This is a genomic window from Acidihalobacter yilgarnensis (assembly GCF_001753245.1).
GTDB classification, from domain to species: Bacteria; Pseudomonadota; Gammaproteobacteria; order DSM-5130; family Acidihalobacteraceae; genus Acidihalobacter; species Acidihalobacter yilgarnensis.
Genome location: NZ_CP017415.1, coordinates 2,560,451 through 2,581,597, shown reverse-complemented (window position 1 = coordinate 2,581,597; position 21,147 = coordinate 2,560,451). Strand labels below are relative to the sequence as shown.

The following is a 21,147-nucleotide window of genomic DNA, read 5'->3' as shown; positions in this document are numbered from 1 at the left end:
TGTTTTCCCGCTTGCCATCAGCTTGCATGTAGAAGATATGCGTCGCATTGATATCGCCTTAGCCACTTTCAACGGCGCCCGATTCTTGCCAGCGTTGCTGGCCTCGATTGCCGGGCAGACAATGGCGCCAGACAGTATTCAGGTTCGTGATGACGGTTCGATAGACGAGACTTGTTCAATCCTTGAACGCGAGCGTAAGGTGGCCATGCCGATCGAATTCCTGATGGATGATGATGGCCCGCTCGGACCGGCTGCGAACTTCGGACGCATATTGTCCCACTGTACCAGCGACTACACGCTGCTCGCGGATCAAGACGACCTCTGGCACCAAAACAAGGTAGCCGAACTGGTGGCTTGCGCCGAGCGCTTGGAAAAGCAACAAGGACGTTCCTTACCCACTCTGGTTTACAGTGGTGCTCGTATCATCGATTCGGACGGGCGTGTTTTGGCACCATCGGCATCAAGATGGCAAGGATTTAAATCGCATACTGGTGAAGATTTCAAACGTGAATTGATTCAAAACACGGTGCCGGGTTGTACCATGCTGGTCAACCGCGCCTTGCTGGAAGTGGCCCTGCCGGTACCAGATGCGGCGGTGATGCATGACTGGTGGTTGCTTTTGGTAGCACACACGCTGGGTGAAGTACGCTGTGTGCCTCAGCCTTTGGTGGATTATCGCCAGCATGAGTCGAATACCATCGGTGCGGAAGCCTGGGATATGTCAGGCGTTGCAAAAAAACTGCGCTTAGGGCCTTTAGCCGTCCAGCGGCGCGTTCGCAGGGGCTGGCAGGAGGCATTGACCCAGGCAGAAGTGCTGTACCAGCGTTATGCTGATCGAATGTCTTCCGAGAAAAGAAAAATACTGGAGTCGGTACTGAACCTGCCGCGCCAAGGCGATTTACAAAGGCGGATATCCGCAGCACGGCTTGGCTTACATAAGGAAGGAGTATTGCGCACTCTGGCCTGGTACTGGGTTTTATGAATCATGGAGAAAATCCAATCTCCGTACTGATGATTACAGTTCGCGCCGATCACGGTGGCGGTCCGCGGCATCTCGAACTCCTGCTCAAACATCTTCCGGCAGACGTGGAGGCGCACGTCGCCTGCCCGGACGAGCCGCCCTATCGCGCACGCTTAGAATACGAGACCGGGGGGCGAGTGGTTTTGATTCCCCACCGACGCTTCACGCTGGGCGCGGCGCTGAGACTGGTGGCCTACGCGCGCCGAAACCGCATCGACCTGATCCATGCGCACGGCAAGGGCGCTGGGGCCTATGCACGGCTGGCGACGATGCTGCTGCGCTGTCGCAGCGTCCACACACCGCATGGCGTGCATGTTTCGCAATATAAACCCTGGGCGCGGCGACTGTATCGGGCCTATGAGAATCTGTCCGCGCGCTGGGTCGATAGTGTGGTCTATGTTTCCGACGAGGAGCGCGAGGTGGCCCGGACTGCCGGCCTGTGGCCGCGCACGCGGGCCTGTGTGATCGTCAACGGCGTCGAGGATGTCGACGATGCGGTACGCGCCGACCTGCGCAGATCCGGTCGTGCGCAATTGGGCATCGCGGACGACCGGATCGTGGCGGCCACGCTGAGCCGCTTCGATTATCAGAAGAACATGCAGGAAGCTTACGCGGTGGTGGCCGCCTCGCCGCACATTTTGTTCCTGTGGGCGGGAGATGGTGAGGATGCGGCGGGTCTCAGGCGGCGCGCGACATCCGAGGGCCTCGATAACGTGTGTTTTCTGGGCTCGCAGGAGCGTTCGGCGCCGTTGTTGGCAATGGCAGACATCTATCTATCGACCGCGCGCTGGGAAGGCCTGCCCCTGGCGGTGATTGAGGCGATGGCGATGGGCCTGCCGGTGGTGGCGAGCGATGTGACGGGGCATCGCGAGCTGGTCGGCGCCTCCGGTGGTGGTCTGCTTTATCCCGCTGGCCAACCTGCGAGGGCGGCCGCGCAATTGGCGCGATTGTCGGGTGATGCGGCGTTGCGCAGCAAAATGGGCGAGCGTGGACGAGCAGTGCAGCAAGAACGCTATTCGGCAAGGCGGGTCGGTGCTGACATTCACGGGCTCTATCAGAGTTTGGTCGCATCGCAGAAGTGATGCGGGCTTTGTGTACGGCCCCCGAGGGTATCCGCTATTCTGCGGCGGGAACGAAGGATAAGGGGTAAGGAATGATATGCACTGCTTGTTGACGGGAAGCGAGGGGTTTGTCGGCGGACATGTTCGCCAGGGTATCGAGGGTTGCGTTCCGTTCCTGGACGATGACGGTGTGATCGATCTGCGCGAAGCGCATCGTCTGGAGGGTGCGTTGACGGCGCTGGCGCCGTTCGACGCGGTGATCCATCTGGCGGCACAAAGCTTTGTGCCGGCTTCCTTCGACGACCCGCCCGAAACCTTCGCAGTCAATTTTCAGGGCACATACAACCTGCTGGTTGCGTTACGTGCCATCGGTTTTCGCGGACGCTTCCTGTATGTCGGCTCAGCGGATACCTATGGCCGGGTGGACGAGACGGCGCTACCGGTCACGGAAGATCAGCCACTGCGTCCGCGCAATCCTTATGCGGTAAGCAAGGTTGCGGCCGAGGCATTGTGCTATCAATGGAGCCAGAGCGGCCCTTTCGAGGTGGTGATGGCGAGGCCATTCAATCATATCGGGCCGGGGCAGTCGCCGCGTTTTGCGGTATCGGACTTTGCGCGCCAGATCGCGATGATTGCGCTGGACCGTTCTGCGCCAGTGCTGAACGTGGGCGATATCGACGTCACGCGCGACTTTACCGACGTGAGGGATGTGGTGCGCGCCTATGAACTGCTGCTCGCGCGCGGGCGCAATGGCGAGGTCTATAACGTCTGTTCGGGGCGGGAACTCGATCTGCGCGGGATCATCACGCGTCTGGCGGCGATGGCGGGCGTTTCGGTACGAATCGAACAGGATGCAGCCCGCCTACGGCCGAGCGAACAGCGCCGTATGGTCGGTAGCCATGCGCATCTGAGCGTCGATACGGGTTGGGCGCCGGCACTGATGCCGGATGAGAGCCTGCGGGCGATACTTGACGACTGGATGGAGAGATTGACGGGTGAGTAAATCGGCACTGATCAGCGGGATTACCGGCCAGGATGGCGCCTATCTGGCGCAGCTGCTGCTGGAAAAGGGCTATGCGGTTCACGGGCTGCTGGCCCGGCGCGGCACAGATACGCTGTGGCGTCTGCGTGAGCTGGGTGTGGTGGGTGAGGTCAATCTCATCGATGGCGATCTGATCGATCTGTCGTCCATGGCGCGCGCGCTGGAGCGTTCCGCCGCCGAGGAAATCTATAATCTGGGCGCGCAGAGTTTTGTCGGCACGTCCTGGGATCAACCGGTGCTGACGGCGGAGGTGACGGGCGTATCGGCGGTCCGTTTCCTGGAAGCGATGCGCCTGGTCAATCCGCGGGCACGCTTCTATCAAGCCTCGACCTCGGAGATGTTCGGCAAGGCGCAGGCCGTACCGCAATCGGAGAAGACGCCCTTCTATCCGCGCAGTCCTTACGGCGTGGCGAAGCTGTATGCGCACTGGATTACGGTGAACTATCGCGAGTCGCATGGCCTGCACGCTTCGTCGGGCATTTTGTTCAATCACGAGTCGCCGCTGCGTGGGATCGAATTCGTGACCCGTAAGATCACCGCTGCGCTGGCGCGTATTCGTCACGGGGCCGACGAGGTACTGGAGCTGGGCAATCTGGACGCACGGCGCGATTGGGGCTTTGCGGGCGATTATGTCGAGGGCATGTGGCGCATGCTGCAGCAGGCCGAACCGGATGATTACGTCATCGCCACCGGCGAGACGCATTCGGTGCGTGAATTCGTATCACGCGCGGCGAGCATTGCGGATATTGACCTGGAATGGCGGGGCGAAGGGCTGGACGAGCAGGGTGTGGATCGCGTCAGCGGACGTGTTCTGGTCCGTATCAACCCGCAATTCTTCCGCCCGGCCGAGGTCGATCTGTTGATCGGCGATGCCACGCAGGCGCGCGAGCGCCTGGGCTGGTCGCCACGGGTGAATTTCGAGGGGCTGGTCGACATGATGATGCGCGCGGATCTCGCCCGCGTTGCCGGCCCGGTGCCGGGGATCGCCTGAGCCGTGCCGCGCCGTTATCGGATATGCCCGTCGTGACGCATGATGCCATGCCTGCCGGGACGGGGCTGCCTGAGGGTACGCGCGTCGCCGTGGTGCACGATTGGCTGGTGACCTACACGGGTGCAGAGCGGGTATTGGAGCAGATTTTGCTGATGTATCCACAGGCGGACTTGTTTGCGGTTTGCGATTTCTTGCCCGACGACCAACGTGGTTTTCTGGGTGGGCGACGCCCGCGTACGAGCTTCATTCAGCGCCTGCCCGGCGCGCGTCGGCGCTATCGCGCCTATCTGCCATTGATGCCGCTGGCCATCGAGCAGTTCGATCTGTCGGGCTATGATTTGGTAATATCCAGTTCGCACGCGGTAGCCAAGGGTGTGCTGACGGGGCCCGATCAGGTGCATGTCAGCTATGTGCATACGCCGATCCGCTATGCCTGGGATCTGCAGCACCAGTATTTGCGCGAATCAGGGCTGGATCGTGGATTCAAGGGCTGGCTCGCGCGTTATTTGTTGCATCGCATTCGTTTGTGGGATGTACGGACGGCAAACGGGGTGGATGTGTTCGTGGCCAATTCCGCCTACATCGCGCGGCGTATTCGCAAGGCTTACGGGCGCGATTCTGTGGTGGTGCCGCCGCCGGTCGATGTCGAGGGCTTTGCCCCGGCACCGGTCCGGGAGGATTACTACCTGACCGCGTCCCGGTTAGTGCCCTATAAGCGCGTTGATCTCGTGGTGTCCGCCTTTGCACGCATGCCGGGGCGGCAACTCAAGGTGATTGGGACCGGGCCGGAGTTCGACCGCATCGCGCGGTTGGCAGCCGATCACTCGAATATCGAATTGCTGGGTTATCAGGACGGCGCGACCCTGGCCGCGCTGATGGGCCGTGCCCGGGCCTTCGTGTTTGCAGCGGAGGAGGACTTCGGCATTACGCCGGTCGAGGCTCAGGCTGCTGGCGCGCCGGTGATCGCCTATGGCCGTGGTGGCGCGCGGGAGACGGTCGTCGAGGGGCGGACCGGACTGTTTTTTGATGAGCAGACGGTCGATGCATTGGTCGAAGGAATGGAACGTTTCGAGGCTGTTGGCGTGTCTATGTCAGCGGCGCAATGCCGTGACAACGCGGAGCGTTTTTCCGTGCAAGTCTTTCGCACGGCGTTTGCCGCGGTTGTCCGGCGCGCGATGGCCGTCGACGATATTTGAGGCGGCTATCCTGGACAGGGCGCCGGGTTGCTAGAATGCACGGCTACGTACAGGTTGTTTGTTGACGTATATGTTGAGATGCGGATTGCTTCGGGATTATGCCTCGGCCATTTCGCTGCTGACGCGCACGCTGGACATCCTGCTGGTGGCCGTCGCGGGCTGGCTGGCCTACGCGCTGCGCTTTTTCGACCAGCCGTCACCGCCATTGCCGATGGCTTACAGTGCACTGACCCTCATCGGCGCGTTGTTGGTGCTCATCATCTTCCCGTTATTCTCGGTCTATGACTCGTGGCGTGCCAAAGGCATGTTCGCGCCGGCAGGGCGTGCGCTGATGGGCTGGTTCGTGGTGTATCTGTCCGGTCTGGTGATCCTCGTGGTGGTACGCGAATCCACGCTTTTTTCCCGTCTCTGGCTGGCGTATTGGGGCCTTCTTTCGGCAATGTTGCTGGTGGGGCTGCGGATCGCGATCTACTGGCTGCTGCGGTCGCTGCGCCGCCGTGGCTACAATCGCCGCCCGGTGGTGATCGTGGGCGCGGATCAGCAGGGGCGGGCGCTGGCCGCGCGCGCGCGGTCGGCCGACTGGTCTGGGCTGGAGGTGTTGGCGCTGTTTGACGTGCCGGCGTCTGTGCAGGATGCGGACGATGGGTTGGCTGTTTATCCGCTCGATGCGTTGGCGAGCTTCGTGACCGAGCATCAGGTGGGGGAGGTCTGGGTGGCGATGCCGCTGGAGCGCGGTGCCGAACTGCGTCAGGTGATCGAATTGCTGCGTCATTCGCCGGTCAATATTCGCTATGCACCGGATCTTTTCGGGCTTTCGCTACTCAATAACGGCGTGACGGAAATCGTGGGCGTGCCGATGATCGACCTGTCGGCCAGCCCGATGCAGGGCGTGAACCGTCTGCTCAAGGCGCTGGAGGACAGACTGCTTGCCGCGCTGATTCTGCTGAGCGTTAGCCCATTGATGCTGCTGATTGCGGTGGCGATCAAACTGAGTTCGCCGGGACCGATACTGTTCCGTCAGCGGCGGCACGGTTGGGACGGGCAGGAGATCGTCATCTACAAATTTCGTACGATGCGGGTGCATGCCGAAGCCGGACGGGTGACGCAGGCCACGCGGCGTGATCCTCGCGTTACTGCGTTGGGCGCCTTGTTGCGCGGGACGAGCCTCGATGAATTGCCGCAGTTCGTCAATGTGCTGCAGGGGCGTATGTCCATTGTTGGTCCGCGCCCGCATGCGGTGGAGCACAATGCGCAGTATTGCGACATGATTGATCGTTACATGCTGCGTCACAAGGTGAAACCCGGTATTACGGGATGGGCGCAGATCAATGGCTGGCGCGGTGAAACCGATACGGTCGAGAAAATGCAGCAGCGCGTCGAGCACGACCTTTACTACATCGAGCACTGGTCGCTGGGTTTTGATTTGAAAATTATTTTCATGACCTTGTTGCGAGGTTTCGTGCACCGCAACGCTTATTGAATCTGTGGCATCTATACTGGCCCGCACCCCGGCCTTTCAGTGCAGCCGGTCCAGCGTCGACGAGAGCGTCCGGCGTATCCACCATCAAATCCAGGAGGTTGCGTGAAAATATTGGTCACCGGTGGGGCGGGCTATATCGGCTCGCATGTGGTACGTCAGCTTGGCGAGGCCGGACATGAGGTGGTGGTCTACGACAACCTTTCCACCGGGCATCGCTGGGCAATATTGTCCGGCACCCTGGTCGAGGGCGATCTGGCCGACGGTGAGCGGCTGGATGCAGTATTCGAGGCCCATCGATTCGACGCGGTGCTGCATTTTGCAGCCTTTATCGTGGTGCCAGAATCGGTGGCCGAGCCGCTCAAGTATTACGCCAACAACACGCGCAACACGTTGGGTCTGCTTGAACGCGTACAACGCTTCGGCGTGCCGCATTTCGTGTTTTCCTCGACGGCGGCGGTCTACGGCATGCCGGAGCAGTCGATGGTTGATGAAAGTGCACCATTGGTGCCGATCAACCCCTATGGCGCATCCAAGATGATGAGCGAACGCATGCTCATGGATCTGGGCGTGGCGGGCGGGCCGAGCTATGTGGCGCTGCGCTATTTCAATGTGGCAGGCGCGGACCCCGAGGCGCGCATCGGGCAGGCGACGCCGGATGCCACGCACCTGATCAAGGTGGCTTGTCAGGCCGCTCTGGGCCAGCGCGAGCGCCTGCAGATTTTTGGCACGGACTACCCGACGCCGGACGGTACCTGCATTCGCGATTACATCCATATCGAGGATCTGGCGCGCGCACACCTTGCCGCGCTCGACTATCTTGCCGGCGGGGGCGCCTCGGCAGTGCTCAACTGTGGGTACGGGCGCGGCTACAGCGTGCGCGAGGTGGCGGATGCGGTGCGTCGGGTGAGTGGCGTTGAATTTCGCGTCGACGAAGCGCCGCGTCGCGCCGGCGATCCGCCGGCCCTGGTGGCCGACAATACGCGCATTCGCCGGGAGCTGGGCTGGACGCCGGCCTACGACGATCTGGATCGTATCGTGGCCGATGCCTGGCGCTGGGAACGCAAGTTCGCCAATCAATGATTTTCCAATCGATGAAATAATTCCACGCGTGTGTGGTCTTACCCGGCATGCCTGCCAGGCATGCCGGCGACCGATGTGGTCGCGCCCTTGCCGGTGGTGGTTCATACCCTCTTCTATCTACGAGACAATGCATGACGAGTACGCCCCTGAACCATGAGCGGATATCGACCCGCCCCTATGTCTGGACGGGACTTTCGCTGCTGACCGCGGTGATGTTCATCTGGCCGATTCAGGGCACCATCGCCCTGCGCAACGCCCTGTTGTTTTCCGCTCTGGTCTGGGTTGTCGTCGGCATCAGGCGGCTGCCGCGTGGAGCCCGTTGGCCCGTTGAGGTGCCGCGCGTGGTGTGGTGGGTGTTCGGACTGCTGACGGTCTGGATGCTGATCCAGGTCTTCGGCTGGGCGTTGGCGCCTGACAAGGTCTTGGACGAGATTCGTGGACGCTGGTTGCTCAACCTGATTGTATTTTTCATTGGCGTGTCGGCGGCGCGCCTCCTGCCGAATCATCGGCAGACCCTGTTGCGCCTGCTGTTCGCCGTGCTGGCGGTGAATGTCTGGTTCATCGTGGTCGTCGACCTGATCCACTGGCTTCAACATGGCGAGCTGATGCGTCGCTTCGGCGGGCTGGAGGGTACGGATTTCTTCTCATGGACGGGTGCGGCACCCGATAAGGCCAATTACCTCACGAATATGTACCTGGCGTTGTTGTTCGCCGAGATCATCATGAAACGCCTGGGGCGGCAAGGCTTGCTGGGACTGGGTTACCCTTTGATCGCGTTGTTGTTCGCCGGCGGCCTGTTTTCTTCCTATATCGAGGACATGCGCAACGGTACCGTATTGTTGGGTCTGATGACCTTGCTCAGCATTGGTGTGCTGATCAGCCAGTCGCCGCCGGCTCGCAGGCAGCGCGAGCTAATCGTCGCGGCGCTGGTCGGTATCCTGGGCATCGGCTTCGTGGGCTATACGCTGAGCCACCAACAGCGCTGGAAAACACTGATCGCCACGGTGCCGATCGCCCTGGACACGGCGCATAACCGCGAGTGGCTTACCGGCGGATTACCCAAGTTTCCGAATGGTCAAACGGTGGATGTCTCAAACTACCAGCGTATCGCCTGGGCCAAGGAGGGGCTGCATGTCATTTGGCGCTATCCCTTGGGTGTGGGCTTTCAGGGGCAGGCCTTCGGCTATGGCGTGGATGCGATCTACCACACCGACCTGGCGCGCGGGAATCACAGCCACAGCGGCATTCTTGATTTCACCGACGGCGTCGGGTTGCCGGGATTGGTGTTGTGGCTGATCTTCATTGGCACCCTTTTCCGCCGGGCGTGGACGGGGGTGTCGCGCCACCGGCTTGCAGCGGCGGCAGCGCTGGGCATGGTCGTGTTCGATTATTTCACCCGCAGTCTGGTCGATAGCATCATGCGCGATCACATGTGGGAGATGTTCATGTTCATGTCCGGACTCCTGCTGACCTGGAGCGTGCTGGAGCAGCAAACGCAGCCTGCCGCGAGCGGACAAGCCTGAAACCGTGTGGCCGGGGCGGCTTGAGTTTCCCCGGTGCGTGTCGGGTTGCGTCGCGCCCGTTCCTCTACATCGGTCGATACCGGTGGCGAGGCGCAAAGCACCCGGTCTAGGGGCTTCCTCGGCCGATCGGAAGCATTCCTTATGAAACGTTTCCCGCTCGTCACCATCGTTGTTGCCCAATTCTGCGGCACGTCGCTGTGGTTTTCCGCCAATGGGGTGGCCGATCAACTCGAACGTGCCTGGGGTATTGGCGCTGAGGGCTTGGGGTATCTGACCAGCGCGGTACAGCTGGGCTTTATCGCCGGCACGTTGCTGTTCGCGCTGTCCGGTCTGGCGGATCGCTACCGGGCGAGTCGCATCTTCTTTCTGTCGACGCTGATCGGTGCGATTGCCAATGCGGGGTTCGCCGGCTGGGGGCATTCGGTGGCCAGTGGGCTGCCCTTTCGTTTCGTCACCGGGTTGGCGCTGGCCGGCATCTACCCATTGGGCATGAAGCTGGTGGTCAGCTGGGCACCGGAAAAAAAGGGCATGGTCCTCGGCTGGCTGGTGGGTATGCTGGCGCTGGGCACCGGCTTTCCGCATTTGGTGCATGCGCTGGGCGCCTCGCTGGAGTGGCATACGGTCGTCTGGATTTCGTCTGCGTTGGCCTTGCTGGCCGGGCTTGCGATCCTCTGGCTGGGTGACGGTCCCCACCATCCGGCACCTGGGCGCATGAACTGGGGCGGCGTCTTCCGCGCCTTCGCAAGTCCTGGTTTTCGCGCGGCGGCCTGGGGATATTTCGGCCATATGTGGGAGCTGTACGCGGTATGGACGCTGGCGCCATTGCTGATCGCGCCGCTGGTGGCGAGGGCGCATTGGATACCGCAGACCACGGCGATGCTGTCGTTCGCGTTCATTGCGCTGGGCGGCGTGGGCTGCGTGGCCGGCGGCTATCTGAGCCGGTCTCTCGGCAGTGCGCGGGTGGCCGCGGGCGCGCTTGCGATCTCGGGCGCGGTTTGCGTGGCCTACCCGGTATTGGGCGCCGCGCCGTTGTGGTCGGTCTGGCTCGTGCTCGCGGTCTGGGGTATGGCCGTGGCGGCGGATTCGCCACAGTTCTCTGCGCTTGCGGCGGGGGAGGTGTCTGGCGATGCGATGGGCAGCGCGTTGGCGATCATGAACAGTCTGGGTTTCATGCTCACGGTGCTGGCCATTGAGCTGACGACCCAGCTATGGGCTTCGCTGGGCACGGCGGTGATCTGGCTACTGGTGCCGGGGCCGTTGCTGGGGCTTTGGGGAATGCGGGCGGGACTGAGGCGCCGGGCGTCGTGAACGCGGCTACGGTGGTGCGGATGTCCCACTGAGTGACCTGAGGGGTGTGCAAGGCGCGCAGATTCAGCGCGCGCGAGTGGGCGAGGAATCGGAGGCTATGAGAGCCTTCCTGTCGATGTCCCTCCGTTCATGGCCTCATGCCATGGGATGAGGTGATTGGACTCTAAGTGGCAGCGCTACTTGGTTCCGGGGGTATACCGCTCGGGATTAGCCGTACGACGCTTTGTCGCAAATTGCACAAGCTCGATCCGTCAGGGGCTAGGGTCTGTTCACACTATTGGGCGGCATGCTGTTGTGACTGAAAAGCCGCCGATCAAGACGCGAGGAGTGCCGTTTGGTTATTCCAAATAAGCGACGAGCAACGCCGACAAGCTGTTTATCTAAAGTGTTGTTGTGAGCATGATTGCAAATTAGTAAAATGTCATCAATGATGTCGAAGAGAGGTGTTGCTATCATGTCATCCATAACGGTTAGAAATGTGCCTGAAGAGGTGCGCCGCGCATTGCGCGTGCGGGCCGCCCAACATGGCCGAAGCGCTGAGGCGGAAATTCGCGAGATCCTTGAGCAAGCCGTGAAGCCGGAAGGACGGGTGAAATTAGGCTCGTTACTGGCTGGTATCGGGCGGGAGGCAAGACTGAGCGACTCGGAATTCGCCATTATCGAGCAGGTGCGTGATCAGACACCAGCACAGATCTTGAGCTTTGAATGATTCTGCTCGATACCAACGTGGTCTCAGAACCTCTGCGTCGTGATCCGGAACCACGAATCATAGAGTGGCTCGACGCACAGCCGCTGGAAACTCTCTGTCTTTCTGCCATCACGGTGGCAGAGTTGCGCATGGGTGTTGCGCTCCTCCCTTCGGGTAAACGTCGGGATGGATTGAAAGCGCACCTGGAAAAGCAGGTCTTGCCCCTCTTCGTCGGGCGTGTGCTGCCCTTCGATATGAGTTGCACGCAAGCTTATGCTGAGTTGATGACGAAGACAAAAATGGCGGGAATCGCCATTGCTGCACCTGACGGCTTTATCGCTGCTATCGCAGCAGCCAACAGTTTTGTCGTGGCCACGCGAGATACGGGCCCCTTTCAGGCAGCAGGGGTGGAAGTTCTTAATCCTTGGGTTATTTGAGAAGAGACGTTTCGCAACACTTTGGGTAAACGCCTTACAACGCCGAGTGGTGGCTTTTCAGTCGCACCCGTAGGGCCGGCCGCTTTTCGCGTCTCGCGGTGTTGCCGCTCGCTTATGTAACAGGCTGCACCACGCTTGCGGCGCCTAGCGAGCCACGAAAAGCCAGTTGCCCAATAGTGTGAACGGACCCTAGTTCATTTCGGCCGCGTCGGCGGTGCATGTAAAATCAGCGATCTGGGGAGTCCCCCGACATGAACGGAGAATCGGATGCGGGCGTGGTATCGCGGAATATGGGTGTTGGGGATTCTGGGGGCCTTGCTGTTGACGGGCTGTTCGCTGAACAACCCGTTATTAGGTCGATGGACCTTCGAGCGGTATTCGGGCGGGGGCGACCTGGGTTCGGTGCTGGGTGGGCTTGCGGCGCCGTTCAGCAAGGGGATGACGCTCGAATTCACGTCGTCGGCGATGATTGTTACCCAGGACGGGCAGAAGAGCCGCACGGCGGTGGATCATTACGACATCAAGGGCAATCAGGTGATGGTGTGGCTCAAGACTACGCCCACGGTGATTCGCGCTGAGACTTATACGGTCAGCGATAATGGTAAGGAAATCTCCCATGAACTGGCGGGCGGTGGGATGAGCGAGGTGTTCGCCCGTCAGCCCGCGTCCTGACGTCGCCGCCTTTCCACGTTGCGACCTTACCTCGCGCCGGGGGGCGGAGGTGGCGGAGGTGGATAGCCGGGTGGCGGAGGTGGCGTGTAGCGGGGGGCCGGAAATCCGGGTACGGCATTGCCCTTGGCGTACATGCATTGCATATAGGCGACGTTGTAACGTCTTTGCAGCTTGACATCCTCCCCGCCCTTGGCCTGCGGCCACCGCTTGCGCGGGAAGGGCGGAGATTCCTACGGCGCTCAGGCGCGGCATTGAGCCACCCCTGAGTCGCTTCGGTGGGTTCCTGCTGCTGGCGGCATTGTTGCACCGCTCACTTCACAGGCGAACCGGGCGTGTCCCGCCCTTAGTACGTTGATCGCGCCGACCACATCGGCGTTTTCCTCGAAGCCGCATTCAACGCAGCGAAATTGCGCCTGTGTCTGCCGGTTGTCCGCCGAGACATGGCCGCAGCACGGGCAGGTGCGGCTGGTGTTCTGCGGTGGTACGGCGACTAGCCAGCCACCCTGCCACGCCAGTTTGTAGTCCAGCTGACGCCGGAACTCGAACCAGCCCTGATCAAGGATGGCCTTGTTCAGGCCAGACTTGGCGCGAACGTTTTTCCCAGGGTTCTCGGTGGTGCCGGACGCCGACTTGGACAGATTCCGTACCCGCAGGTCTTCGACGAACACGAGCGCGTGGTTTTGGCTGATCGTGGTCGTGGCTTTGTGCAGGTAGTCGCGGCGGACATTGCCGATGCGGGCGTGAATGCGCTGGACGCGGGCTCGCGCCCGCTTCCAGTGGTTGCTGAACTTGGTTTTGCGGCTCAGGGCTTGTTGCGCCTTGCGCAGCCCAGCCTGGTGGTGCTTGAAGCTATTGAGTGGCGCGTAGAACGAACTGTCCGAGAGCGTGGCAAAGCGCGTAATACCCATGTCGATGCCGATCGCATCGCCTTGCGGGATGGGCTGCGCGACCTCGCGCTCGGTCTGGATCGACACGAACCACTGACCGCACGACTGGCTGACGGTGATGTTCTTCACCGTGCCGAGCACGTCCCGGCTGTTGCGGTAACGCAGCCAGCCAAGCTTGGGTAGGAAGAGGCGGCTGTTGCCCTGATCGAGCTTGAGCTGCTTCGGGTCGGGGTAGCGGAAGCTGTCGTGCTGGCCTTTCTTCTTGAAGCGCGGGAAGTCGGCACGCTTGGCGAAGAAATTGGCGTAGGCGCGACCCAGGTCCTTGAGCGATTGCTGTAACGGGTGAACGGGCGCATCGGCAAGCCAGGGCGCCCCGCGCCCGGAGGGCAGCGAGGCGCCATTGCGCCAACCGGTGAGCGCCTTGCACAGTCCGGCGTAGCCGAGACCCGACTCGCCGCTCGCGTAGCGACGCTTTTGCAGTTCCAGTGCCTCGTTGAACACGAACCGGCACGCACCCGAGAAGCGGCGCATCTGGCGCTGCTGTTCGCCGGTCGGCATGAGTGCGTACTTGAAGGCTTGGCGGCGGTTCAACGCAGCGATTCCTTTTTAGCAGCTTCTCGGATCGCGATCTCCAGAACCGACGCCATACTGATCCCTTTGGCCGCGGCCAGGCGCTTCAACAACCGAAGGGCTTCTTCAGATAGGCGATAACTGACGTGGGTCTTCATGTCGCTCATGGTATGGCATAAGGCCACACTGCTCAAGACCGCAAGAACAACAGGCGGCTACGCCGCCAGCGCTATCCTTCCCAGCCCTGAACGACGGGGCTTGTCGCGCATCGGGTCATGCCGCTTTGCTGGGCGGCGCCGGCGCCCATCGCGGAACCCATTAGCAGTCCCGCACCCGTCATGGAACGCGTCAAGCCGGGGTCGTCGCCGCCCATGATCAGGCCGCCGAGAAGGTCTAGGGCGCCGCCTACCGCAGCGCCCGACACCACCTGTTGTTGGGCGACCGCATTGGGGTCCACGCCGACCTGTTGGCGGGCGTATTGGCGACATACGAGGTCGTCGCGCTGGAACTGATCGAAGGGCTTACCCGGTCCGGGCATGACCGCGACGGTGGGCGTTTGCGGCAGGGTGGCGCAACCGCCCAGCAGCCCGGTCGCGACGACGGCGAGCAGAAGAGACGGGAGTCGTTCATGGGCACGTTCACCTGTGATCGACGGCGGGTGGCGTGACGGGGACTTTACGCCAGCCGCCCGGACAGGTGCTTACATAGGGGTAATATGCCTTGGCGCCTTCGCAGTAGTACCAGTATTGCTGCGGTGGCGGTGGCGGTGGCGGTGGCGGTGGCGGCGGGGCTGCAGGTTGCGATGGTGGTACTACCACGACGGGTGGGTTCGGATATTCATACGAGTACCCGTACGGATATTCATACGGATATTCATATGGGTACTCGTAGCGATAACGGGGGTAGGCGTACGGCCAGGCGGGGCGAGTCTGGAAATACCACAGCCTCGGGCCTGCGTCCACCACCAGCCGAACCGACCGTCGTGGTCGTCGTGGTACCAGCGGTCGCCGCGGTCGAAGTGTCTGTAGTCGCCGTGCCAGTCACCGCGATCGGCTTTGACAGCCGTGGCGGTCATCAGTCCTGCGAGGAGGACTGTGCTGGCGAGCAGTGCGCGTGTCATGAGGATTCTGTTCATCGCTCATCCCTGCCTGAGGTGCTGTGAGCCCGCTTGTGACCCGAGGTATTTGCATGTGGCCCGTGGCGGATTGTAGCACTGGAGGGGGGATTTAAGCGGCTGAAAAGTTTGACAAAATTTGACTCGATTTGACTCGAAAGGAAGACCGTGAAGCTGCTGTGTCAACCGGCCGCCAGCCCATGTGGGCCGGCGGCGCGGGTGGAACGCTTATTTGGCCTTCAGGAACGAGGCCGCGCTTTCCTTGAGATACTTCAGATCGCTGGAGGTCGGGTGTCCGAGCTTCCAGGCGCCACGACGTTTGGCGTGGTAGATCGCCGCATCGATTTCCATCGTGCTTGCATCCTGATTGATCGTCAGGTTTTCGCCGGGGAAGATCAGGTCAGGGTCCTTGATCTTGCCTGCATTGGCCTTATAGATCAGCGGCCATTCGTAGGGATTGGAATAGACATCCTGCATCCCAGCGATGTGCCACAGGTTGTCGCCCTTCATGACGGTGTATGACGTCATTTGGGTGGGCTTGACCGGTGCCGGAGGCGGCGGAGGCGGTGTGGGCTTGGCGACGGGGGCGGGCGGCGCAACGGGCGCGGGCGCAGCGGTTTGGGCGGTAGTGGCACAACCCCCTAGCAGGGCCAGGGAGATGAGCGCCACTGACGCCGCTGAACCGCGTATGGCATTGACTTTCATCCTTTTTTCTCCTTGAGGTGTGATGAATGCCGGTGGTGATGCCGGATACGATTCAGAAGGGTTGCGATATGTTCGTGCAAGACTGATCGCAAGTCCAGATCATTCACGCCGGGACCGCCGATCGACGGGTCCCTTATCGATTTCCCCCTGTCTCGCCTGCCTGGCGCGTTGACCAAGCAGACCGGACAATTAGAACGCGTATTGTGCCGGAAGTTCCCTCGCGCGAACACTGTCGCCAGTTGCCGACAGTGGCGAATGCCGTTGGCTCCAGGCTAGGGTTGCGCCGCGTTTCATCGATTCAGCCAGTGTTCATGCATGACCGCAGAAACTGTGTTCAACGGTGGTGAATTCGATGCGCCGTATCGGTATATACAGTCGCGAGCAAGGTTGCCGGGAGGAAATGGAAATGCCTAATCAAATACAAAAGACGGTTTTGGCTCTGGGTGTCGGCGTCTTGCTGATGAGCAGTAGCCTCGTGGCGCGTGCTGACAACGATGGCGGCATGTGGTTCGGCCTGAATATGGGGCCGGTGCGCGCCTGGATCGCGCCGCCGCCGGTTGTCGTCGTGCGGCCACCCATACGGGTGGATGAGTATCATCCCGGATATCGCGGTGACTGGCGCCACCGTGAGGCGAGGCGGGCTTGGCGACGTCACGAGTGGCGCGAACATCATCGCGGCGATAGATACCGCCGGGGTGATGATGGCCGCGACTACGGATATGGTTATGGCGGTGACGGACATCGCGATTGAGCCGGAATCGTCGCCTAGCGCTCAGAGCGCGAAGCCAGCGTGCAGGCGCGGTTGCTCCACGCGCGCAGCGGGCGGTAGTTTGTCGGCGAAGGCGCTCATCGCTTCGGGTTCGCCGTGGACCAGGCAGGAAGGTTAGTTCGGGTGATCCGGTGCGCATATGCCAGGCCAGCAGCTCGGCCTGATCGGCATGCGCGGAGAATCCGCCGATGGTATGGATGCGTGCGCGTATCGGGATATCTTCGCCAAACAGGTGCAGGCTGTCCGCCCCGTCGATGATTCGTCGGGCGGGCATGCCTCGCGCCGCATAACCCACGAAGATTACGCTGCTGTCGGTGCGCCAGAGATGGTGGCGCAGGTGGTGGCGTACCCGGCCGCCGGTACACATGCCGGATTCCGCCATGATCACGCCGCCGCCGTGTATCTGGTTCAAGGCCATCGATTGTGGGGCTTCGCGGGTAAAGCGCAAATTGGGCGCGGCGAAGAGGTCCTGGCCGCCGGCGAGCAGCGCCAGGGCATCGGCATCGTAGCATTCTGGGTGGCGCCGGAAGATTTCGGTGGCGGAGATGGCCATCGGCGAGTCCAGAAATATGGGTGGCGAGTCGGGCAGGCGGCCGTCCTCGACCCCGGCACGCAGGTGGTTCTCCCGTGAAGGTGAGGCAACTCACTCGGCGTGGGTGTCGGCTTGCTCGATCAGCGGTTTACCTGCGGCCTCGTACCACGCGAGGATGCCGTCCCAGATTTCCTGCGCGCTTTCCGCATACCAGAATAGCTCCATGTCTTCCGGGTCAATGACGCCTTCGTCGGCGAGATAGGCAAAGTCGATCGCGCGCCGCCAGTAAGACTCGCCGACCAGGACGATGGGCACCGGCGCGATGCTGCGGGTCTGCACCAGAGTCAGCGTACCGAAGAGTTCGTCGAGCGTGCCGAAGCCGCCCGGGAAGGCGACCAGGGCGCGAGCACGCAACAGGAAATGCAGTTTGCGCATCGCGAAGTAGTGAAAGCGGAAGCATAAGGCGGGCGTGATGTAGGGATTGGGATACTGTTCGTGCGGCAGACGGATGTTCAGTCCTACGGATTCGGCACCGGTATCGTGCGCGCCACGGTTGGCGGCTTCCATGATGCCGGGTCCGCCGCCGGTCATGACCACCAGTCGTCCACCATGGGCATGACGCCCGGCTTGGCTGGCGATGGCGCTAAATTCGCGCGCGACGTCGTAATAGCGGCTCTTGGCAAGAATGCGTTCGGCGGTAGCCAATTGTCGCCGGGCCGGAGCATGGTCGGGGTGTTCCGCGACCTGTGCGCGCAGGGTGTCGACATGAGCTTGGGCGGCGGAGGGTTCGACCAGGCGCGTGCTGCCGAAGGCGACGACAGTGTGCTCGATGCCGTGGTCGCGCAAGGTCAGCTCCGGTTTGAGGTAGTCGAGCTGCAGGCGCGGTCCGCGGGTTTGGTCGTCGCGTAGGAAATCACTGTCTTCGATGGCTTCGCGATAGCTGGCGTTGGCCAGAATTCGCCGCACCCGTTCGGGCGCATCCGGGTCTTCTTCCGGTGGCTTGGGGTGGTGCCAAGGTAGTGGTTCGTGACGTTGCAGCGGGTTGGCGGGTGAGGGGATGTGTCCGCCGCTGTCGGTGTGGGTGGGTTTGTCGGGTGCCGTCATGGCGAGTCATATCCCTGTTGGGTGTAATGAAAATCTAGTGCTACGGCGGTGCTGTGGCAAGCGCGCCGTGGCGTTAAGTTCTGATAGAATGCGCCTTTCCATTGCGTTTCCAGCGGTCGCCGCCCCATGCACGAAAAGGTTTACGTCCAGACCCAGGGTTGTCAGATGAACGAGTACGATTCCAGCAAGATGCTGGACGTGCTGCGCGAAGCTCGGGGTGCGCGGGCCGCCACCACGGCGGAAGAGGCCGACATCCTGCTGGTCAATACCTGCTCGATCCGCGAAAAGGCACAGGAAAAGGTGTTTTCCCTGCTCGGCAGGTGGCGCGAGCTGAAGTTGCAGCGCCCGGATCTGATCATCGGCGTCGGCGGCTGTGTTGCCAGTCAGGAAGGCGAGGCGCTGCGTGAGCGGGCGCCCTTCGTGGATATCGTGTTCGGCCCACAAACACTGCATCGACTGCCCGAGATGGTCGCTTCAGTGTGCCGAGAGCGCGCGCCGGTGGTCGATATCAGCTTCCCCGAGATCGAGAAATTCGACCATCTGCCCGAGCCGCGTGCCGAGGGACCGACCGCCTTCGTGTCGATCATGGAAGGTTGCAGCAAGTACTGCACCTATTGCGTGGTGCCCTATACCCGCGGTGAGGAAGTGAGCCGGCCCTTCGACGATGTGATCGCGGAGGTTGCGTTGCTGGCCGCGCAGGGCGTGCGCGAGGTTAATCTGCTGGGGCAGAACGTGAATGCCTATCGGGGCCCGATGGTGGACGGCGAGATCGCCGATCTCGCCTTGTTGATCCAGTACGTCGCCGCCATTGAGGGTATCGACCGCATTCGCTACACCACTTCGCACCCGGTCGAATTCAGCGACTCGCTGATCCAGGTCTACGCCGAGGTGCCACAGCTGGTTAGCCATCTGCATCTACCGGTACAGCATGGTTCCGATCGTATTCTGGCGGCGATGAAGCGTGGTCATACCGCTCTCGAATACAAAGCCAAAATCCGCCGATTGCGCAAGGTCAGACCCGATTTGTGCCTGTCGTCGGACTTCATCGTGGGTTTTCCGGGCGAAACCGACGAGGACTTCGAGGAAATGATGCAGCTGATCGAGGACGTTGGTTTTGACCAGTCTTTCAGTTTCATCTACAGCGCGCGCCCCGGCACGCCGGCTGCGGCCTATGAGGACAACGTGTCGATGACGGTCAAGAAGGCGCGCCTCTCGCGTCTGCAGACGCGCATTAACGAAATGGCGGCTGTGATCAGCAGGGCCATGATCGGCACGGTGCAGACGGCGCTGGTAACCGGACCGTCACGCAAGGATCCAAACTGGCTGGCCGCGCGCACGGAGAACAATCGGGTGATCAACTTCCAGGGTGACCCGGCGCTGATCGGTCAGTTCGCCGAGGTGCGCGTTACTGAGGTATTACCTAATTCATTGCGCGGCGTTCTGGCCGATACGGCGGCACCGGCCGAGGTGGCGTGGGCATGAGCGCGCGCAAGCAGCGACTTCACGACGAGGCGGATCGGCCACAATGACGGCCGTCGCCCACCCTGCAACGCTCAATCTGACGCTAGAACCTGCCAGCACCACCCGGCTAGCCAACCTCTGCGGACAATTCGACGAACACCTGAGATTGATCGAGCGCCGCCTCGGCGTCGAGGTCAATAATCGGGGTGGTCACTTTTCTCTGATAGGGCAGGAACCTGCGGCCCTTGAAGTCTCCGCGCGGGTGCTGCGCGCGCTCTACGAGAGTACCGGCACGGAGGACATCACGCCGGAGAGGGTGCATTTGTGTCTGCAGGAATGTGGTGCGGAGGCACTGCCGCCAGAGGAAACGGCGGATATCCAGTCGGTCGAGTTGCGCACGCGCAGAGGCTTGATCCGTGCCCGGGGCCCGCGGCAGGCGCGCTATCTGCATCAGATACAAACGAATGATCTGACCTTCGGCATTGGGCCCGCGGGCACCGGCAAAACCTATCTGGCCGTGGCCAGCGCGGTGGATGCGTTGGAGCGCGATGCGGTACGTCGACTGGTACTGGTGCGCCCGGCCGTGGAGGCGGGTGAGCGTCTGGGCTTCCTGCCCGGCGACCTCACGCAGAAGGTCGACCCCTATTTGCGTCCGATCTACGATGCCCTCTACGAGATGCTTGGGCCCGAGCGGGTGGTCAAGCTGCTCGAACGCAATATTATCGAAATAGCGCCCTTGGCCTTCATGCGCGGGCGTACGCTCAACGAAGCCTTTGTGATCCTTGATGAGGCACAGAACACGACCGTCGAGCAGATGAAAATGTTTCTGACCCGCATTGGTTTCGGCACGACCGCGGTGGTGACCGGTGACGTGACGCAGGTGGATCTGCCGCGCAACGTGGAATCGGGATTGCGTCAGGCCATCGAGGTGCTCAAGTCGGTTGATGGTGTGAGTTTTACCTTCTTCAATGCCAGCGACGTGGTCCGTCATCCACTGGTGCAGCGCATCGTACGGGCCTATGCCAGCTTCGAGCAGAGTTAGGGTGGCACGGGTCGAAATCGAGGTGCAGCGGGCGATCACGGCGGGTGGGCCGAGCGATGACTGTTTGCAGACCTGGGCTGAGGCCGCGATGTGTGTGCCGGGGCGTTCGTTGTTGCTGCGTTACGTGGATGCGGAAGAATCGCGTGCGCTCAACTGCACGTATCGTGGACGCGACAAGCCGACCAATGTCTTGTCTTTCCCCTTCGAGCTGCCGCCCGGTGTGGATGATTCGCACCTTGGCGATCTGGTGATCTGTGTGCCGGTGGTCGAGGCCGAGGCCGAAGCTCAGGGTAAGTCGATCGAGGCGCACCACGCGCACATGGTGATTCACGGTCTATTACATCTGCAGGGGCACGACCACGAATCCGACGATGAGGCGACGCGTATGGAGTCGCTTGAAATCGAAATTCTCCGGCAGTTAGGCTATGACAATCCATACGAATAAGGGACTGGCCGGCGCGACG

22 protein-coding genes and 1 pseudogene are annotated in these 21,147 nt (G+C 61.6%); 17 read left to right on the top strand and 6 right to left on the bottom strand.

Annotated features, from left to right (window positions below; all coding sequences use genetic code 11):
• Window positions 1-22 precede the first annotated feature (22 nt).
• The 12 genes from BI364_RS12385 to BI364_RS12330 all read left to right on the top strand — a co-directional run bounded on the left by BI364_RS12385 (window position 23) and on the right by BI364_RS12330 (window position 12,499).
• Entirely contained in the window at window positions 23-982 is a 960-nt protein-coding gene (locus BI364_RS12385; RefSeq protein WP_156782748.1) for a glycosyltransferase family 2 protein, read from the top strand.
• Entirely contained in the window at window positions 979-2,103 is a 1,125-nt protein-coding gene (locus BI364_RS12380) for a glycosyltransferase (RefSeq protein WP_070079008.1), read from the top strand. The genes BI364_RS12385 and BI364_RS12380 overlap by 4 nt, the downstream gene beginning before the upstream one ends.
• Window positions 2,104-2,179: 76 nt before the next feature.
• Window positions 2,180-3,085 (top strand): GDP-mannose 4,6-dehydratase, encoded by a 906-nt coding sequence (locus BI364_RS12375; RefSeq protein ID WP_070079007.1) that lies wholly within the window; start codon window positions 2,180-2,182, stop codon window positions 3,083-3,085.
• Window positions 3,078-4,115, top strand: coding sequence for a GDP-mannose 4,6-dehydratase (gmd, locus tag BI364_RS12370; protein WP_070079006.1), 1,038 nt, complete (start codon window positions 3,078-3,080; stop codon window positions 4,113-4,115). The genes BI364_RS12375 and gmd overlap by 8 nt, the downstream gene beginning before the upstream one ends.
• Before the next feature lie 32 nt (window positions 4,116-4,147).
• Window positions 4,148-5,311: a glycosyltransferase family 4 protein gene (locus tag BI364_RS12365; protein ID WP_197495701.1), complete on the top strand. Its 1,164-nt coding sequence runs from the start codon at window positions 4,148-4,150 to the stop codon at window positions 5,309-5,311.
• An 85-nt stretch (window positions 5,312-5,396) separates the two neighbouring features.
• Entirely contained in the window at window positions 5,397-6,791 is a 1,395-nt protein-coding gene (locus tag BI364_RS12360) for an undecaprenyl-phosphate glucose phosphotransferase (protein ID WP_233279514.1), read from the top strand.
• A gap of 102 nt (window positions 6,792-6,893) precedes the next feature.
• Entirely contained in the window at window positions 6,894-7,871 is a 978-nt protein-coding gene (gene galE, locus BI364_RS12355; protein ID WP_070079003.1) for a UDP-glucose 4-epimerase GalE, read from the top strand.
• Window positions 7,872-8,002: 131 nt separating this feature from the next.
• Window positions 8,003-9,394, top strand: coding sequence for an O-antigen ligase family protein (locus BI364_RS12350; protein ID WP_070079002.1), 1,392 nt, complete (start codon window positions 8,003-8,005; stop codon window positions 9,392-9,394).
• 141 nt (window positions 9,395-9,535) lie between these two features.
• Window positions 9,536-10,702, top strand: coding sequence for an MFS transporter (locus BI364_RS12345; RefSeq protein ID WP_070079001.1), 1,167 nt, complete (start codon window positions 9,536-9,538; stop codon window positions 10,700-10,702).
• A gap of 454 nt (window positions 10,703-11,156) precedes the next feature.
• On the top strand, window positions 11,157-11,411 hold the full coding sequence (locus tag BI364_RS12340; protein WP_070080060.1) for a FitA-like ribbon-helix-helix domain-containing protein: 255 nt from the start codon (window positions 11,157-11,159) through the stop codon (window positions 11,409-11,411).
• Complete coding sequence (locus BI364_RS12335; protein ID WP_070079000.1) at window positions 11,408-11,827, top strand: type II toxin-antitoxin system VapC family toxin; 420 nt, start codon at window positions 11,408-11,410, stop codon at window positions 11,825-11,827. Before BI364_RS12340 ends, BI364_RS12335 begins: the two co-directional genes overlap by 4 nt.
• Window positions 11,828-12,142: 315 nt before the next feature.
• Window positions 12,143-12,499: a hypothetical protein gene (locus tag BI364_RS12330; protein WP_207644991.1), complete on the top strand. Its 357-nt coding sequence runs from the start codon at window positions 12,143-12,145 to the stop codon at window positions 12,497-12,499.
• Window positions 12,500-12,738: 239 nt separating this feature from the next.
• Here BI364_RS12330 and BI364_RS12325 read toward each other — a convergent pair whose 3' ends face one another.
• From BI364_RS12325 to BI364_RS12320, 3 genes are all read right to left on the bottom strand, one after another.
• Complete coding sequence (locus BI364_RS12325) at window positions 12,739-13,977, bottom strand: RNA-guided endonuclease InsQ/TnpB family protein (protein ID WP_070078998.1); 1,239 nt, start codon at window positions 13,975-13,977, stop codon at window positions 12,739-12,741.
• Window positions 13,974-14,123: a ribbon-helix-helix protein, CopG family gene (locus BI364_RS17980; RefSeq protein ID WP_156782746.1), complete on the bottom strand. Its 150-nt coding sequence runs from the start codon at window positions 14,121-14,123 to the stop codon at window positions 13,974-13,976. The genes BI364_RS12325 and BI364_RS17980 overlap by 4 nt, the downstream gene beginning before the upstream one ends.
• Before the next feature lie 62 nt (window positions 14,124-14,185).
• A complete protein-coding gene (locus tag BI364_RS12320; protein ID WP_070078997.1) occupies window positions 14,186-14,494 on the bottom strand; it encodes a hypothetical protein in 309 nt (102 codons plus the stop codon).
• 177 nt (window positions 14,495-14,671) lie between these two features.
• Between BI364_RS12320 and BI364_RS12315 the strand changes: the two genes are divergently transcribed.
• Window positions 14,672-15,118 carry a hypothetical protein gene (locus BI364_RS12315; protein ID WP_156782745.1) on the top strand — a complete coding sequence of 149 codons (447 nt, stop codon included), beginning with the start codon at window positions 14,672-14,674 and terminating at the stop codon, window positions 15,116-15,118.
• A 180-nt stretch (window positions 15,119-15,298) separates the two neighbouring features.
• Here the strand turns inward: BI364_RS12315 and BI364_RS18740 are convergent, their stop codons facing one another.
• A complete protein-coding gene (locus BI364_RS18740) occupies window positions 15,299-15,775 on the bottom strand; it encodes a LysM peptidoglycan-binding domain-containing protein (RefSeq protein WP_083251375.1) in 477 nt (158 codons plus the stop codon).
• 406 nt (window positions 15,776-16,181) lie between these two features.
• Between BI364_RS18740 and BI364_RS18735 the strand changes: the two genes are divergently transcribed.
• Window positions 16,182-16,526, top strand: a complete 345-nt coding sequence (locus BI364_RS18735; protein ID WP_156782744.1) for a hypothetical protein — start codon at window positions 16,182-16,184, stop codon at window positions 16,524-16,526.
• Between the two features lie 196 nt (window positions 16,527-16,722).
• Here BI364_RS18735 and BI364_RS19220 read toward each other — a convergent pair.
• Window positions 16,723-17,097, bottom strand: a pseudogene (locus tag BI364_RS19220) (MBL fold metallo-hydrolase); the annotation flags it as partial.
• Window positions 17,098-17,187: 90 nt separating this feature from the next.
• Window positions 17,188-18,180 carry an LOG family protein gene (locus BI364_RS12295; protein WP_070078994.1) on the bottom strand — a complete coding sequence of 331 codons (993 nt, stop codon included), beginning with the start codon at window positions 18,178-18,180 and terminating at the stop codon, window positions 17,188-17,190.
• Between the two features lie 126 nt (window positions 18,181-18,306).
• On the opposite strand from BI364_RS12295, the gene miaB reads away from it, so the two are divergent.
• From miaB to ybeY, 3 genes are read left to right on the top strand one after another with little or no spacing between them, the layout of a single operon-like run.
• Window positions 18,307-19,662, top strand: coding sequence for a tRNA (N6-isopentenyl adenosine(37)-C2)-methylthiotransferase MiaB (gene miaB / locus BI364_RS12290; protein ID WP_070078993.1), 1,356 nt, complete (start codon window positions 18,307-18,309; stop codon window positions 19,660-19,662).
• Between the two features lie 43 nt (window positions 19,663-19,705).
• Window positions 19,706-20,683, top strand: a complete 978-nt coding sequence (locus tag BI364_RS12285; RefSeq protein ID WP_070078992.1) for a PhoH family protein — start codon at window positions 19,706-19,708, stop codon at window positions 20,681-20,683.
• The gene (gene ybeY, locus BI364_RS12280) at window positions 20,661-21,128 is read left to right on the top strand and encodes an rRNA maturation RNase YbeY (protein ID WP_070078991.1); all 468 of its coding nucleotides are present in this window, start codon (window positions 20,661-20,663) and stop codon (window positions 21,126-21,128) included. The genes BI364_RS12285 and ybeY overlap by 23 nt, the downstream gene beginning before the upstream one ends.
• Window positions 21,129-21,147: the final 19 nt, after the last annotated feature.

Bases quoted from the DNA above. Each gene is read 5' to 3' on its own strand.
- BI364_RS12285 (WP_070078992.1), top strand. From the start codon at position 19,706: ATGACGGCCGTCGCCCACCCTGCAACGCTCAATCTGACGCTAGAACCT.
- BI364_RS12380 (WP_070079008.1), top strand. From the start codon at position 979: ATGAATCATGGAGAAAATCCAATCTCCGTACTGATGATTACAGTTCGC.
- BI364_RS17980 (WP_156782746.1), bottom strand. From the start codon at position 14,123: ATGAGCGACATGAAGACCCACGTCAGTTATCGCCTATCTGAAGAAGCC.
- BI364_RS12295 (WP_070078994.1), bottom strand. From the start codon at position 18,180: ATGACGGCACCCGACAAACCCACCCACACCGACAGCGGCGGACACATC.
- ybeY (WP_070078991.1), top strand. From the start codon at position 20,661: ATGCCAGCTTCGAGCAGAGTTAGGGTGGCACGGGTCGAAATCGAGGTG.
- BI364_RS12315 (WP_156782745.1), top strand. From the start codon at position 14,672: ATGCCTTGGCGCCTTCGCAGTAGTACCAGTATTGCTGCGGTGGCGGTG.
- BI364_RS12320 (WP_070078997.1), bottom strand. From the start codon at position 14,494: ATGCCCGGACCGGGTAAGCCCTTCGATCAGTTCCAGCGCGACGACCTC.
- BI364_RS12350 (WP_070079002.1), top strand. From the start codon at position 8,003: ATGACGAGTACGCCCCTGAACCATGAGCGGATATCGACCCGCCCCTAT.
- BI364_RS12335 (WP_070079000.1), top strand. From the start codon at position 11,408: ATGATTCTGCTCGATACCAACGTGGTCTCAGAACCTCTGCGTCGTGAT.
- BI364_RS12375 (WP_070079007.1), top strand. From the start codon at position 2,180: ATGCACTGCTTGTTGACGGGAAGCGAGGGGTTTGTCGGCGGACATGTT.
- BI364_RS12340 (WP_070080060.1), top strand. From the start codon at position 11,157: ATGTCATCCATAACGGTTAGAAATGTGCCTGAAGAGGTGCGCCGCGCA.
- BI364_RS18740 (WP_083251375.1), bottom strand. From the start codon at position 15,775: ATGAAAGTCAATGCCATACGCGGTTCAGCGGCGTCAGTGGCGCTCATC.
- miaB (WP_070078993.1), top strand. From the start codon at position 18,307: ATGCACGAAAAGGTTTACGTCCAGACCCAGGGTTGTCAGATGAACGAG.
- BI364_RS12345 (WP_070079001.1), top strand. From the start codon at position 9,536: ATGAAACGTTTCCCGCTCGTCACCATCGTTGTTGCCCAATTCTGCGGC.
- BI364_RS18735 (WP_156782744.1), top strand. From the start codon at position 16,182: ATGCCTAATCAAATACAAAAGACGGTTTTGGCTCTGGGTGTCGGCGTC.